We start from the raw sequence: 14,634 nt of genomic DNA, 5'->3' as shown, positions 1-14,634 counted from the left end.
AATTGGCCGGTTCAGCAAGGACTTCTTCCGCCGATACTGCGCGAATTCGTCGCCCGCCGTAAATCGCTCTCCGAAGTCAGCCGCCATCGCTGCACGGCAATTCTCCATTTGAGCCCCTGAAACGGCATCAATCCTTCCTGTGACAGGCAATGTGTTGATTGCGGCAGATGCGGTCATGCACAGTTCGATGGAGGACGCGGAAACGCGCCCAATCTTCGTTACCGATATGGACGACGAACTTCGAATTCGACAGAGCACCCCAAAAATATCTGCCTTAGCAAAAACCGAAGACGTTGCGTTCGTTGTTTATGGCCACGACGCTGCCCGGTAGGAATCCCTGTGTCGATCTCCAGCCGCAGAGGCTCTGCCAGCGCTAACCCAGTGTGCCCTGCACCGGCCGTCCCTGCCATCCGGCTAGACTATGCTGTCACCCGCGTCGTGCCAGCGATCGTGCGATGTCGACGATATCGTCGCGGCCAGCAGTTGGATCTTCCTTATTCCAGGCAATGCCAAGCCCGATCCGGAAGTCGATGCCCTTCACCTTCTTCAGCTCAAAGCCGCGATTGGGAAGATCCAGTGTCCATTCCGGGGCAAAGCCGATGCCAAGCCCGGCAGAGACCAGCGACACCAGCGCATAGGTGTCATCGCAGCTGAAGGCAATGTTGGCGGTGAGGTCGTATTCGGCGAACTTCTCATTGAAGTAACGTTCCGAAAACGACAGGTTCTGCCGGTTGAAGGCGATGATCTTCTGAGTGCGCAGATCATCGATGCTGATCTCTTCCCTGGCAGCCAGCGGATTGGCATGGCCAACCGCCAGGTAGTAGCGCTCATGCGCAAGCGAGACGAAGCGCAAGCAGCCGATGTTTTCCACCGGGCGGATGAAGCCTAAATTGAGCTGGCCGGTCTCCAGGCCGCGGATGATCTCGCCGGTATTGCCAGACGCGATGTGGATGCGGACATCGGGATACTTGCGGGCGATCTTGGCAAGGAAGGTTGGCAGCATGCCCATGGTGGCCGGGTAGATGCTGCCGATCCTGATCTGGCGGATGCGACTGCCGCCGGCTGCCCGGGTCAGTTCGGTGGTCAGGTCGATGTCGCTCAGGATCCGCACACAGCGATCATAAAAGGTTTCCCCTGCCCTGGTCAGTTCCACCCTTCTCGTCGAGCGGATGAACAGCGGACAGCCAAGCTCCCTTTCAAGCGACATCACGTGATTGCTGAGGGCCGGCTGGGCAATGCACATCCTGGCTGCCGCCCGGCCGAAGTGCAGTTCCTCGGCCACCGCTTTGAAATAGGTGAGTTGGCGCAGTTCCATGAAGGCTTTCCCGTCGCAACGGCACCTGAGCGTACGTGATAGCCTCGCGCCGCGGTGCGGAACTAGGTATATTGTCGCGCAGAATCACTAGCTGAGCACGCATGCTGCAGCGAACACTACATTAGGATCGATATCGCCATACTACGCGAAATTCCCTTCAAGTCAATGCAAAATGTTTGGGGTTTTACAAAATGTCTATATCTGGGGCACAGTGTCGTGCCGCCCGAGGCCTCATTGGCTGGTCGCAGACAGAGCTATGCGAAGCTGCCGGCGTAGGTCGGGCCACACTTGCAAACTTTGAGGCTCAGAAGTCAACGCCTTACGATCGGACGCTGCGTGACATTGAATCGGCGCTGCGGGCTGCAGGGGTGACGTTCCTTGATGGCGACTATACTGGGTCCGGCGGTGAGGGTGTGAGACTTACACAGCCGCCAGCTGCAGCGAGCGATGTTTAAAGAGAAGGGCGATGATACGAGGAACGTGTTATGGGCATAAGACGCGGCAGCCTAGCTCTACGCGTACCGAGTTATGAGCTTGATGAGATGTGATTGATAGCCAATCGTTCTCATGAACGGCTTTCTTCCACGGTATATACTTGAATTTGGGTCATTCTCGTGGGAAACAGCCTCACGATCAAATGGCCGCTCCCTCGTTGGGGCGAGATTGCGAGAATTGTGCTCAATATGGAAGAAGTCCGCGAGGTCGTTGTAACGACGGGTACTAGCAACGGTACTTCAGAATTGCCGATTGTTGTCGATCTCGATGACACATTAATCGTCACGGACACACTTTACGAGCAAATCGCGACGGGGTTGTTCACCCGCCCTGTTGGGATCTTGCGCGCGTTCTTCAGTCTTTCGAAAGGGCGAGCGGCGTTGAAAGCGCACCTAGCGCGCGAAATCGATCTAACGCACACGACGCTTCCTATCCGTGAAGATTTGGTTGAGTGGCTTCATCATCAGGCTGAATGCGGACGCGAAATACATCTCTGCTCAGCTGCCGCTCAGCCAGTCGTCGATACTATGGCCGCACGGCTCGGCATTTTTGAGAGCGCAACCGGCTCGGCTGAGGCAAACTTAAAGGGCAAGGCAAAAGCGGCCTATCTGAAGCAGCGGTTCCCGAAAGGGTTTACTTACGCAGGCGACAGCGTGGCCGATCTCGCTGTCTGGAAGGCGGCGAGCGGAATCGTGCTCGCTGGCGTTTCCCCGTCAGTCGCCAAAGCGGCACGAAATCTCGACAAACCCATTGAAGCCGAGTTTAAGAACAAGCGACTGTCTACTAAGGATCTACTGAAGGCCCTGCGTGTTCATCACTGGTCTAAGAACGTACTGATCTTCCTGCCTTTAATTTTTGCTCACGCTTGGGACGACTTGTCACTGATTGGCCATACCTTTCTCGCTTTCATTTGCCTTCTGATGGTTACGTCAGCCACTTACCTCCTAAATGACTTGGCAGATCTCAATGCGGACCGTCAGCACTGGTCGAAGCGCAGCCGCGCGCTTGCCAGCGGTCGCATGCCGATACCGGTAGGCTTAGCGCTTGCCGGAATATTGCTTTTCGTTGCATTTTCGGCGGCGATAGTCCTCGCTCCCGCCTTCGCAGGCGCACTCGCGAGCTATCTCGTTCTTACTGGATCGTATTCGCTTGGCCTGAAACGTGTGCCTCTGCTAGACACTCTGATTATCGGGGTACTCTTTACAATACGCATTGTCATGGGGATTGTTCTGATCAGCCAGCCTAGCCCCGCGTGGCTTTTAACATTTTCAGTCTTCTTTTTCTTCTCCTTGGCGGTCACTAAACGGCATACGGAAATTGTCCGTGCCGGGGTAACAGGTGAAACCCACAGTCTCGCAAGCCGGGGCTATCGCGTGGAAGATGCACCGTTGACTCTGACATTGGGCATTGCCTCCGCCGTCGCATCGCTTGTCGTTCTCGTACTTTTCATTATCGAGGAAATGTTGCCGGCGAGTATCTATAGCCATCCGCAACTTCTGGCGGGAATGCCGCTCATCCTGTCCATTTGGTTAGGCCGCATCTGGTTACTCGCTCATCGCGGCAATATGAATGATGATCCCGTAAGCTTCGCCTTGCGGGACCGGATTAGCCTCGCGCTCGGTGGCATCGTTTTTGCCCTGTTTCTGGCTGCCCTATGATCCGATTTTCGACGTCCGACGAGATAAGATCATGGGGAGGTGTCATTAGGGCGCCTCATAAGGTGGCCAGGCCCACATGGCAGGACGACCTCCCTGAAGCTTTAATGGCCGCAAGAAAGGACAACCTCCCGATCCTCGCGACCGGTCTGCGTCGATCCTATGGCGACACTTGCCTCAATCCGGCCGGTGCACTGCTGGACATGACTTCCGTTGACAGAGCGATATTTTTTGACCCGGACAGGCTGCTCTTACGGGCCGAAGCTGGCATTTCGTTCGATACACTATTGCAGGTGCTTGTAAAAAAGGGATTCTTCTTGCCAGTTACCCCTGGCACGCGTTTTGTCACTCTGGGCGGGGCGATCGCCAACGACGTTCACGGCAAGAACCATCACGCAGCGGGGACACTCGGGCGCTGGGTAAGGCGTATTGGTTTGTTGCGCTCGGACGGCACTCAGCTCGAGCTGACTCCACAGGACAATACCGGACTGTTTTCGGCAACGATCGGCGGCCTGGGACTGACCGGCATCATCACTTGGGCTGAAATTGAGGTGATGCAAATCGAGAGTGCGATGATGGACATCGAGAATGTTCCTTTTGCAAATCTCGATGAGTTCTTTCAGATTTCGCGAGAGAGCGAGGATGTATTCGACTACACCGTCTCCTGGATCGACTGCCTCGCGAAGGGCAAAGATCTGGGGCGCGGCCTGTTCACCAGAGGAAATCACGCCAAAAAAGGCGCGCGGCTACCATCCAGAGCCGATCCCAAACTGAACATGCCGCTGAACTTTCCCGGTTTCATTCTTAACAAGCTTTCGATCGGCGCCTTCAATCGCCTGTACCATTGGAATGGAAATCGTAAGGCCGGTCGTGGAACCGTTCCGATCCATCCATTCTTCTATCCCCTCGACGCAATCGGCCACTGGTACCGGATGTATGGTCGGCGCGGGATGTATCAGTATCAATCCGCTGTCCCCCCGGAGAACGAGAGGGATGCCACCAAGGCGATGCTCGAGACAATCTCATCCGCAGGTGAAGGGTCGTTCCTCGCCGTCCTCAAGACGTTTGGCAGCAAGCCATCGCCCGGTATGTTGTCATTTCCGCGCCCTGGGACGACCTTGGCGCTCGATTTTCCAAACCGGGGAGCATCGACGCTGCAGTTGATGGACAGGCTGGACGCGATCGTCCGCGAGGCGGGCGGCCGGCTCTACCCGGCCAAGGACGGCAGAATGACGGTGGATATGTTTCGCTCGGGCTATCCAGAATGGCAGGACTTCGCCAAATACGTAGACCCAAATTTCCAGTCGCTCTTTTGGAAAAGGGTTGCTCAGTGAACAGGAGTGCAGTGCATTGCGAGTGATTGTGTTGGGTGCAACGTCTGCGATTGCCGAGGCAACCGCGCGCCTATACGCGGCGGAGGGCGCCGATCTGTTGCTGGTCGGACGGCAAGCGGCAAAGCTGTCATCCATTGCCTCCGACCTGAAGATCCGCGGTGCAGGCAGCGCGCAGATCGCGGTTCACGACCTGGCGGTCGTCGAAGGCGTGGAGGCCACGCTCAACAGTTTCGTTGCGCATCTGGGGGGCGTCGATCATATTCTCATTGCCTACGGCATTCTCGGCGATCAGGCCGACGCAGAGCGTGACCAAGCGGTTGCGGACGACATTCTACGCATCAATTTTAACTCGGCTGCCGCCTGGTGCCTTGCCGCAGCTGGTGAATTGGAGCGACAGGGGCGCGGTTCGCTGGTCGTCATTGGCTCTGTGGCCGGAGATCGCGGCCGACGCGCTAATTTCGTATATGGGGCGGCCAAAGCGGGCCTGGCCGCTCTCGTCGAGGGAATCGCTCACCGGTTCGCAAATAAGGGTCCTCGTGCCGTCATCGTCAAGCCAGGTCCAACGATCACCCCGATGACGGAAGGCTTTGATCGCAAGGGGCTGCTATGGGCAACGGCTCCCCAGGTCGCAGCCGTTGTTCGGGGTGCAGCCGATCGCGGCGGACCGGTCGTCTATGCTCCATGGTTTTGGCGCTATATCATGCTGATCATCCGCAACCTGCCGAGTGCGATCTTCAACCGGATGGACATCTGATGCGGAAGATCATCATCACCGGAGCCGCAGGGCTTGTCGGCCAGAACGTCATTGCCCGGCTGAAGAGCATGCCTAACCTCAAGATCGTCGGTATCGACAAGCATGCGAGCAATACGGCGCTGTTGCGCAAGCTCCATCCCGAGATCGACGTCATCGAGGCGGATCTCGCCACCGAAGGGGCATGGATGGATGCCTTTGCCGGCGCGGATGCCGTGCTGTTGAACCAAGCCCAGATCGGCGGCCTGGACGAGCAGGAGTTTGTCGACAACAACGTTGTGGCGACCGAAAAGATCGTGGCGGCGATGCGCAGGCATTCCACTCCCTATTTCGTCCACATCTCCTCGTCCGTGGTCAATTCCAAGGCGGATGATTTCTATACCCGCTCCAAGACCACCCAGGAACGGTTCATCGATACCGTGACCGACATTCCGCATATCGTTCTGCGCCCGACCTTGATGTTCGGTTGGTTCGACCGCAAGCACCTGGGCTGGCTGCGCCGCTTCATGGACCGCGTGCCGGTCTTCCCCATTCCCGGCAACGGCGAGTTCATTCGCCAGCCGCTCTATGTCGGCGACTTTGCCAATATCATCATTTCGTCGCTCACCAACCGGACGACGGGCACCTACGACATTTCCGGCCTGGAGCAGGTCCACTACGGCGACCTGATTCGCCTGATCCACACGACAGTGAAGCCCAAGGCACGCATCGTCCACATCCCCTATCACGTGTTCTGGTGGCTGCTGTTCGTCTACGGCAAGTTCAGCAGCAAGCCGCCGTTCACCACTAGCCAGCTCGAAGCGCTGGTCATTCCCGAAACCTTTCCGGTGATCGATTGGCCAACAATTTTCGACGTGACTGCCACGCCGCTGCGCAACGCGATTGCTGAAACCTATCTCGATCCGCGTTACAGCAGCATCGTATTGGATTTTTAGGAGTAGAAGATGAGCCGTATCGTGGTCATCGGCGCGGGCGCCATGGGCCTAGCAGCCGCGCATCGGGCCGCGCAGCTCGGGCATGAGGTCGATCTGATCGAGGCGGATTCGGTTGCCGGCGGCATGGCTGCACATTTCGACTTCGGCGGCCTGTCGATCGAGCGCTTCTACCATTTCGTCTGCAAGTCGGACGAGCCCACCTTCGCACTGATGCGCGAACTCGGCATCGGCGACAAGATGCGCTGGCGCCCGACTTCGATGGGCTATTTCATGAAGGGGCGTGTCCACCCGTGGGGCGACCCGATCTCGCTGCTGCGCTTCCCGCATCTCAGCTTGATCGCCAAGATCCGGACTGGCCTTCAGATGTTCCTGACGACGAAGACCGGCAATTTCGCGTCGATCGAACGCAAGACGGCGAGGCAATGGCTCGAGGGCGGCTCCGGCAAAGAGGTCTACAACACGCTGTGGAAGCGGCTGATGGACCTGAAGTTCTATGAGCTTGCCGACGACATCTCCGCCTCGTGGATCGCCACCCGTGTGCGCCGTATCGGCAATTCGCGCCGTTCGATCTTCCAGGAAGAACTGGGCTATATCGAAGGCGGCAGCCAGACGCTCGTCGATGCGATGGTTTCAGCTTATACAGACAAGGGCGGCCGGCTGCACTTGTCGACACCCGCCGAAAAGGTCGAGACCGCGAACGGAAGGGTGACCGGCGTAACAGCCGGCGGCCGGTTTTTCCCTGCCGACGCCGTTATTTCGACCATTCCCACGCCGCTGATCTCGAGGCTAGTACCCGATCTGCCTGCTAATACGAAGGCCAAGTATGACGCAATCCGCAACATTGGCGTCGTGTGCCTGCTGTTCAAGCTGAAGAAATCGATAAGCCGGAACTTCTGGGTGAACATCGTCGACGAGAATATCGAGATCCCCGGGCTGATCGAATTCTCCAACCTACGCCCGATCGATGACACGATCGTCTATGTGCCCTACTACATGCCGGTGACGCTGCCGAAGTGGCAGTGGAGCGACCAGCAGTTCATCGACGAGGCTTTCGGCTATATACGAAGGGTCAATCCGAAAATCACGCAAACCGATCTGGTCGACGCCAAGGTCGGGCGGCTGAAATATGCCCAGCCGGTCTGCGAACCGAACTTCATGGCCAAGCTGCCGCCGATCCAGACGCCGATTGGCGGGCTGCAGATCGCTGATACCTGCTATTATTATCCCGAGGATCGAGGTATTGCCGAAAGCGTTCGTTACGGGCGCTACATGGCTGAGGGGGTGGTGCGATGAATTTTAATCGCATCCACGCACTATCCCCATTTCTCCGGTTTGTCATCTCCGGAGGCGTCGCTGCGGCGGTCAATATACTTGCACGCATCGGGCTTTCCGAAATCACATCCTATAGCATCGCGATCGTTATCGCCTACCTTTTCGGAATGACAACAGCCTATCTCCTTATGAAGTTCTTCGTTTTTGAAGATTCGGGCAAATCGATCGCCAATGAATACCTTCGCTTCGGCCTGGTGAACGTCGTCGCCCTTCTGCAGGTCTGGCTTGTGAGCATGGCACTTGTGCGCTGGCTATTTCCCGCCATCGACTTCAACTGGTACGGCGAGACGCTCGCTCATATCATCGGCGTGAGCAGCCCTGTCGCCACCAGCTATGTGGCACACAAGTATTTTACCTTTTCCAGTCAAGAGGTATGAAATGGCTCATCGGACATCCGCGGCGCTGCTTGCCCTGGTGGGGTAATCCTCGCCGTGAATAAGGGGGTTCAAAAGTAGAATTTTCTCGGCAAAATGCTAGAGGAGATTTTGATGAAGAAGAGCCGATTTAGCGAAGCCCAGATCATGGCCGTGTTGCACCCGACGGAGGGCGGAATGCCGGTGCCTGACCTGTTGCCGGGACCATGGGATTAGCACTGCCAGTTTTTACAAATGGCGTGCAAAGTAGATGATGAGCCAGATGAAGGCTCTTGAGGAAGAGAACCGGCGATTGAAACGGATGTATGCGGACTTGAGCAGGCAAGCCAATCTGTTGAAGGAGGCTCGTAGAAAAAATCACATGGTCATCTCTTGGACAGGCAAATGCTTGCACATTTGCCGTAAGGCTCAGCGCCTGGAGCTGGCCGAGAAAGCAGTGGCGCATCGCGTTAGCATGCCGGACGTTCGTAGTGAGCGAGACCTGCTATAGGTATAGCCCTCAGCGCAATACCGACAATGATGAGATCGCCGATCTGTTGCTTGGGCTTGTGAAGGTGAAGAGGACGTGGGGTTTCGGCCTCTGCTTCCTACATCTGCGCAATGTCCAGGGTCATCGCTGGAACCACAAGCGCGCCTGCCGCATCTACCGGCAGCTTGATCTGAACCTCAGGATCAAACCCCGACGGCGGCTGAAGCGGGAGAAGCCGGATGAACTGGCACTTCCGGATGAGCCGAACACAGTCTGGTCAATGGACTTCATGGCGGATCGCCTGGCAGACGGCTGCCAGTGCAGGCTTTTGAATGTGCTGGATGACTTCAACCGCGAGGGTTTGGGCATTGAGGTCGACTTCTCACTGCCCGATGATCGGGTCGTGCGCGGTCTCAACCAGATCATCGAATGGCGAGGCAAACCACTGGCGATCAGGGTTGATAACGGCCCCCAATATGTCAGTTCAACGCTCATTGAAAGGGCCGACGCCCAGGGAATCGCGTTGAATTACAGTCCGCCCGGCAAGCCCCAGCAGAACACCTACGTCGAGCGCTGCAACCGAACGGTTCGCCACGAATGGTTTGATCTGTATATCTTTGACCGCAATACGGATGTGCAGGAGATCGACACACAGTGGCTTTGGACATATACCACGAACGCCCAACATGGGCATTGGCGGCATAACACCCGTTCAGTAAATTCTACCGCTGACCCCCGTTAAAACCGGGAGGACTACCTACATGCGAGACTCGGACGCCGCGATGGTCAATTCTCAGGTCGGCGGTGTGGTTGAGCTGATCAAGAACGAAATCGCAACGTCGCCAGAACTCGCTATCGACTTTGGGCAGCCGAACTTCACCTGCGCCTCGTCAATACAGATCTTCAATTGGCCCTAAATTTAGAAAGACTCTTGGAAAACCGTTGGAATGCCCTCAAAACTGATATGACTCGCAGCGTGGTTAAGGCCGGTCACTTGACGAGGGCTATGGTCAGGCACTTTATGGCGGCCGATTGGTTGATATAAGAAACAAGAGGTGATCTCGTGCAATTTTTGGACCCACAGGATATTTCAATTTATTCCGCCATCAGGTCGTCCACAACGGATAACGATAGGGCGTCGTTGCTTCGCCTGCTTGCCTTAATCAGTTCTACAGTTCGCCATTTCAACTATCTTGAAATTGGTTCTGATCGCGGCGGCAGTCTCGTACCCCTTCTCGCTGATCCAAATTGCGCAGCAGTCATTTCCGTAGATCTCCGGCCGGCAATGCAACCGGACGAGAGAGGAGTGGACTTCCCCTACCCGATAGACGGCGAAGAGCAGATGATGAAAAATCTGCGCGCTCATTTTGATGAAAACAAGCTGAAGCGGCTTAAGACATTCAAACTCGATATTCGCGATGTAAGTCCCGATCTTGTCCCTAAAATCGATTGGGCGTTTATTGATGGAGAACACACCAATACTGCGTGCTTTTCGGACGCTGACCGTGTTCTTGATTTTGTGAAGGATGACGCTGTGGTGGCGTTCCACGATTCAACATTGATCAGCGATGCAATTCAGAATTTTGAAAGATTGCTTACTCGCTTGAACATCGAGCATTCAACGGTGTTCCTACCAGATACGGTCGCCGCAATTGGTATTGGGAAATTCTCCCAAACGCTGGCGCGGGAACTCGGCTCGATCTCCGCGGAGCGCTCTAGTTTTTTTGCCGGGGCCCAATTGCACCGTTGGCTTGCCGTCGCAAACTCGATGAAAGACCAAGGCTTAGTTCAGTTCGACGATACGGACAAGGAGCGGGAACAGCATCAGTTGCGTGAAGAAGTCGCTGTCCTTACTGCGCAAAGAGACGAGGCTCTCCAGATTGCCAAGGAGTTGCGTCAAAGCACTTCGTGGCGGGCAACAGCACCGTTGCGCTCTGCGATGAACTTTATCAGACGGCGTTAACCGGTTGTCTAACCGCAAATTCGGACCTCGTCATCAACGTCAAAAATGGCGGCCTTACCAACAGAGGCGAGGTAGTTCTTGTACAGGCATGCAACCCGCCGGATTTCAAGCCGATATCCAGTCTATTGTCCAGGAACGGCTAGAACGTGCCGCCCCGAGGAGTGCAGCCCACGCTAAGATTCACGCTTCGAGCACGTAGAGAATCCGATGACTCCCGGACCGATTGACGTATCCAGAATCGGAGTGTCCCAATCGATTGGCCAAGGCTGCGCAGGCACCCTTCACGGACCTGAAATCGGTCATGGCTCTGTCCCCATTTTCCGATCTGGATTCTCGGGATTTTGTTGCGGTTTTCACAAACCTCATTGAGAAGTTTTGGCTACGCGATTAACTGGCGCCGGCAATTGTTGGGAAACAGATGAAGAATCGGGCGCCCACAAGCCACGACCGAAGAAGGAACACCATTGAGCCATGGGTTGCTGGCGGAGTGAGAATTAAAATGGAAGAAACCAAACCGCTCCAGACTGAGCAAGAACGACGCGCAATACTTCTTTCTCTAATCAATCATGATGGTTTTGGATTAGAAGTTGGCCCTAGTTACAGCCCCCTGCTACCAAAATCCCAAGGATACAACGTAGAAACGTTGGATTACACAAGCGCGGAGGCGTTGAGAATAAAGTATAGCGGATACGCCAATGTAGACGTCAGTAAGATTGAGGATGTCGACTATATTTCCGATGGCAGAGGTTTACTTGATATCATTGGAAAACCTGAGAATTATGATTACATCGTGGCGTCACACGTAATCGAACATGTAACTGACATAGTGCGCTTCATCCAAGATTGCGAGTCTCTCCTGAAGCCAAATGGGACGTTGCTTCTTGCCGTGCCGGATAAGCGCTTTTGCTTCGACGCAATGCGCCCGTTATCCACCGTCGGAGAGGCATTGCAGGCATATACCGAAAACAGGACACGCCACACGCCGGGACAGGTTTTCGATTATTTTCACTCGCTGTCAAAGAATGGCGGGCGTCATATATGGGCAGATACAACTCTCGACAAAATAACGCTTGATTACTCCCCTGAATACGCGCTTGAAAACTACATCGAAGCCAAAGACGCACTTAACTATATTGACATACACGCTTGGCGATTCACGCCCTCTCACTTTAGATATATTATCAAGACGCTAAGATCCCTTAGCTTCATAGAATCAGGTGATACGATCATCATAACGAACGATGATAGTCCGATTTATCGATTTGAATTTTATGCAGCCCTTTCGAAACTTGCTACCATCAATACCACCCCGGACATCGATTTACTTAGATCGTCCGAGAAAGAACTACGTGAAATAGGCACTGAGGGTTCATCCTTATACATCAAGGAGATATCCGAGCTCAAAGAGCGTATATCAGAATTGTCGTCAGAGCTGAGAAAAAAATCGGACGAAAATGACGCACTTCTGTCATCCTCTTCTTGGAAACTAACTCGCCCACTTCGTTATTTAAAGTCCTTGATAGGTCGTTGAGCTAAAATCTGCTGAACGGCGCACTGTGCTAAACTCCGGATTCCCGCGTAGGCTCCGGCTGCTGCAGCATACACCTGACCGCGCGTCAGTGGTGAGCGCGACGAACAACCCACCTTTTCTTTTGTGAGCGTCCGGTGAGCGGATTTTGCTGAACGAGCCAGTTAGGCGATGTTCTGGCATTAGAACCAGCATTAGTGCTGACACTAATATCAGATCTGAGAGGTTGGCATGGCTCGCATGGAGATCATTTCCGGCGTTGAGCGTAGGCGGCGGTGGTCGAAGGAAGCGAAGCTGGCGATATTGGCTGAAGCCGATCAACCGGGCGTTCGCATTGGCGATGTCGCTCGTCGCCATGACATTTATCCTGCGCAGATCCGTTTATGGCGGAAAACGCTTAGCCACTTCGATGTGTCAGCAACGTTCCTTCCGGTCCACCTGGTCAACGAAGTAAGCGTCGGGCAGATGCCGGCGGCCGGCGGGGCCCCCGCGCTAATCAAGATCCAGCTACGAAATGGTCGCAGTTTGAAAGTTCCGGCGGACATTGAACGCAAGACGCTGTCATCGTTGATCGCGTGTGTTGAGGCTGCATGATCGGGCCGACAGGAAATGTGCGGGTCTACTTGGCTTGCGGGGTGACCGATATGCGGCGCGGTATCGATGGTCTGTCTGCTATGGTCGAGGCGGTTATCAAGGAAGCGCCGGGTTCCGGAGCGATCTTTGGGTTCCGTGGAAAGCGCGCCGACCGGATCAAGCTTCTATGGTGGGATGGCCAAGGGTTCTGCCTATTCTACAAGATTCTCGAGCGCGGATACTTTCCTTGGCCGACGGCGAAAGATGGTGTTGCACATCTGACCCAGGCTCAGTTGTCGATGCTTGTTGAAGGGATTGACTGGCGCCGACCAGCGTGGACTTCCGCCCCTGGCCGCACGGGTTAAAAGCTATATTTTACAGGGACATCCGGGGCAAAACGCTAGTGCTTTCGCTGCAAATCGGCTATGTTTTTGGGCATGAAAGCACCGCCGCTGGACAGTCAGGACGAGCTATTGGCATTGCGCGCGCTCGTCGCTGAACAGGCGGCGAAGCTTGAGAGCCAAGAAGCCGAGGTCAGCAAACGAGACTCCATTATCGGGCTTCTGCGCGCGCAGCTGGAACTGCTCCGCCATCGGCAGCACGGCGCTTCTTCGGAAAAGATCGATCGGAAGATTGAGCAATTCGAACTGATGCTCGAGGAGATCGAAGCCTCTCGCGCCGAGGCTGATGCTCGTTCCGGAAAGGGCCTGTTGCCAGATCTGGATGATGCCCCCGACAAGCCGAAACGCAGACCTCTGCCGGATGGCCTTCCAACTGAAGAGCGGGTTTACACAGCACCCTGCAGTTGCCCGACTTGTGGTGGCATGTCCTTCCTGAAGGCGGCCGACAAGGTGGTCCAGGTGATGGAGCATGTGCCGGCTTCTGTGAAGATCGTCCGGCATATCGAGAAGCGCATGGTCTGTAAGGACTGCGATACAATGGTATCGGGTGAGATGCCGAGCTTGCCGATCGAGCGGGGCAAACCTGGACCAGGACTGCTCGCACACATCATGGTCGCCAAATTTGACGATCATATCCCACTCTACCGTTTGTCCGAGATGTACGACCGGCTGGGGATAGACATCTCCCGGTCTGTCATGGCGGACTGGGTTGGACGTGTGTCCGTTCTGCTCTCGCCCCTCATCTTGCTGATCAGAGCCCATCTCGCGGCGGTCGACCGAATACACACGGACGACACGCCGGTCGATGTTCTCGACCCAGGACGAGGAAAGACGAAGACCGGCAGGGTCTGGGTCTATGTCTTCGATGGCAGCGGCTACCAGGATCCCACGCCCGGAGCGATCGCCTATTACTATAGCCCCGACCGAAAGGGCGTGCATCCGGCTGAACACCTCGCTCACTTCAGCGGCGTAATGCATGCGGACGGGTATGCTGGCTATAGCAAGCTTTACGGCAACCAGATCATCGAAGCTGCCTGCATGGCGCATGTGCGCCGCAAGTTCCATGATGTGATCAAGCTCAAGCCATCTCCGATCGCCGACGAGGCTCTGTCGCGCATCGGTGCCCTCTACGATATCGAGGATCGTATCCGCGGCATGTCGGCTGACGAGAGGCGAACACTGCGCCAGCAACACGCCAGACCCATTCTGGCGGACCTCAAGGCCTGGATTGAAACGACGCTTTCGACGCTGCCGCAGAAACAGAAGCTTGCCGAAGCGATGCGATACGCTCTCTCGCGATGGGCAGCTTTGAGCGTCTACGTTGACGATGGCCGTGTCGAAATCGATAACAACATAGCTGAGCGCGCCATGAGGCCACTCGGCACGTTGTGTTCATTATGCACCCCCTCTTCAAGTGTCTGTAAACATTGGAATTTGACTTTCCGGCGGCGACTGACACGGGCGCCCTTTCCGCCTCATCGCAGTAGTGACGTCAGGATCGCGAAGATC

14 protein-coding genes and 1 pseudogene are annotated in these 14,634 nt (G+C 55.5%); 14 read left to right on the top strand and 1 reads right to left on the bottom strand.

The features are described 5' to 3' along the window. Positions 1–427: 427 nt before the first annotated feature. Positions 428–1,315 carry a LysR family transcriptional regulator gene (locus tag IB248_RS30480; protein ID WP_192242212.1) on the bottom strand — a complete coding sequence of 296 codons (888 nt, stop codon included), beginning with the start codon at positions 1,313–1,315 and terminating at the stop codon, positions 428–430. Between the two features lie 191 nt (positions 1,316–1,506). Here IB248_RS30480 and IB248_RS30475 point away from each other — a divergent pair, with 191 nt between their 5' ends. From IB248_RS30475 to IB248_RS30410, 14 genes and pseudogenes are all read left to right on the top strand, one after another. Then, on the top strand, positions 1,507–1,770 hold the full coding sequence (locus IB248_RS30475) for a helix-turn-helix transcriptional regulator (RefSeq protein ID WP_192242211.1): 264 nt from the start codon (positions 1,507–1,509) through the stop codon (positions 1,768–1,770). 159 nt (positions 1,771–1,929) lie between these two features. After that, positions 1,930–3,468, top strand: coding sequence for a UbiA family prenyltransferase (locus tag IB248_RS30470; protein ID WP_192242210.1), 1,539 nt, complete (start codon positions 1,930–1,932; stop codon positions 3,466–3,468). Next, the gene (locus IB248_RS30465) at positions 3,465–4,799 is read left to right on the top strand and encodes an FAD-binding oxidoreductase (protein WP_192242209.1); all 1,335 of its coding nucleotides are present in this window, start codon (positions 3,465–3,467) and stop codon (positions 4,797–4,799) included. The genes IB248_RS30470 and IB248_RS30465 overlap by 4 nt, the downstream gene beginning before the upstream one ends. Positions 4,800–4,821: 22 nt before the next feature. Further along, positions 4,822–5,553, top strand: a complete 732-nt coding sequence (locus tag IB248_RS30460; RefSeq protein WP_348648631.1) for an SDR family NAD(P)-dependent oxidoreductase — start codon at positions 4,822–4,824, stop codon at positions 5,551–5,553. Beyond that, positions 5,553–6,485: an NAD-dependent epimerase/dehydratase family protein gene (locus IB248_RS30455; RefSeq protein WP_192242207.1), complete on the top strand. Its 933-nt coding sequence runs from the start codon at positions 5,553–5,555 to the stop codon at positions 6,483–6,485. The genes IB248_RS30460 and IB248_RS30455 overlap by 1 nt, the downstream gene beginning before the upstream one ends. Before the next feature lie 9 nt (positions 6,486–6,494). After that, complete coding sequence (locus IB248_RS30450; RefSeq protein WP_192242206.1) at positions 6,495–7,778, top strand: NAD(P)/FAD-dependent oxidoreductase; 1,284 nt, start codon at positions 6,495–6,497, stop codon at positions 7,776–7,778. Then, positions 7,775–8,194: a GtrA family protein gene (locus IB248_RS30445; protein WP_192242205.1), complete on the top strand. Its 420-nt coding sequence runs from the start codon at positions 7,775–7,777 to the stop codon at positions 8,192–8,194. The genes IB248_RS30450 and IB248_RS30445 overlap by 4 nt, the downstream gene beginning before the upstream one ends. A gap of 111 nt (positions 8,195–8,305) precedes the next feature. Further along, positions 8,306–9,379: pseudogene (locus tag IB248_RS30440) on the top strand (IS3 family transposase). Positions 9,380–9,421: 42 nt separating this feature from the next. Continuing rightward, entirely contained in the window at positions 9,422–9,577 is a 156-nt protein-coding gene (locus IB248_RS30435; protein WP_192242204.1) for a hypothetical protein, read from the top strand. Positions 9,578–9,723: 146 nt separating this feature from the next. Next, positions 9,724–10,623, top strand: coding sequence for a class I SAM-dependent methyltransferase (locus IB248_RS30430; protein WP_192242203.1), 900 nt, complete (start codon positions 9,724–9,726; stop codon positions 10,621–10,623). A 499-nt stretch (positions 10,624–11,122) separates the two neighbouring features. Continuing rightward, on the top strand, positions 11,123–12,154 hold the full coding sequence (locus tag IB248_RS30425) for a methyltransferase domain-containing protein (RefSeq protein ID WP_192242202.1): 1,032 nt from the start codon (positions 11,123–11,125) through the stop codon (positions 12,152–12,154). 228 nt (positions 12,155–12,382) lie between these two features. Then, the gene (locus IB248_RS30420) at positions 12,383–12,745 is read left to right on the top strand and encodes a transposase (protein WP_192242201.1); all 363 of its coding nucleotides are present in this window, start codon (positions 12,383–12,385) and stop codon (positions 12,743–12,745) included. Beyond that, entirely contained in the window at positions 12,742–13,089 is a 348-nt protein-coding gene (tnpB, locus tag IB248_RS30415) for an IS66 family insertion sequence element accessory protein TnpB (protein WP_018240454.1), read from the top strand. The genes IB248_RS30420 and tnpB overlap by 4 nt, the downstream gene beginning before the upstream one ends. Before the next feature lie 72 nt (positions 13,090–13,161). Further along, positions 13,162–14,634: IS66 family transposase (locus tag IB248_RS30410; RefSeq protein ID WP_246779335.1), on the top strand; the 1,473-nt coding region annotated here is incomplete at its 3' end.

This window comes from Rhizobium sp. RHZ01 (assembly GCF_014851595.1).
Lineage (GTDB): Bacteria > Pseudomonadota > Alphaproteobacteria > Rhizobiales > Rhizobiaceae > Rhizobium > Rhizobium altiplani.
The sequence above is the reverse complement of the archived record's forward strand: the minus strand, read 5'-3'. Positions and strand labels throughout refer to the sequence as shown.

Excerpts from the sequence above, each read along its gene's own strand:
- IB248_RS30450 (WP_192242206.1), top strand. The coding sequence starts at position 6,495 with ATGAGCCGTATCGTGGTCATCGGCGCGGGCGCCATGGGCCTAGCAGCC.
- IB248_RS30420 (WP_192242201.1), top strand. The coding sequence starts at position 12,383 with ATGGCTCGCATGGAGATCATTTCCGGCGTTGAGCGTAGGCGGCGGTGG.
- IB248_RS30425 (WP_192242202.1), top strand. The coding sequence starts at position 11,123 with ATGGAAGAAACCAAACCGCTCCAGACTGAGCAAGAACGACGCGCAATA.
- IB248_RS30435 (WP_192242204.1), top strand. The coding sequence starts at position 9,422 with ATGCGAGACTCGGACGCCGCGATGGTCAATTCTCAGGTCGGCGGTGTG.
- IB248_RS30455 (WP_192242207.1), top strand. The coding sequence starts at position 5,553 with ATGCGGAAGATCATCATCACCGGAGCCGCAGGGCTTGTCGGCCAGAAC.
- IB248_RS30475 (WP_192242211.1), top strand. The coding sequence starts at position 1,507 with ATGTCTATATCTGGGGCACAGTGTCGTGCCGCCCGAGGCCTCATTGGC.
- IB248_RS30480 (WP_192242212.1), bottom strand. The coding sequence starts at position 1,315 with ATGGAACTGCGCCAACTCACCTATTTCAAAGCGGTGGCCGAGGAACTG.
- tnpB (WP_018240454.1), top strand. The coding sequence starts at position 12,742 with ATGATCGGGCCGACAGGAAATGTGCGGGTCTACTTGGCTTGCGGGGTG.
- IB248_RS30445 (WP_192242205.1), top strand. The coding sequence starts at position 7,775 with ATGAATTTTAATCGCATCCACGCACTATCCCCATTTCTCCGGTTTGTC.
- IB248_RS30465 (WP_192242209.1), top strand. The coding sequence starts at position 3,465 with ATGATCCGATTTTCGACGTCCGACGAGATAAGATCATGGGGAGGTGTC.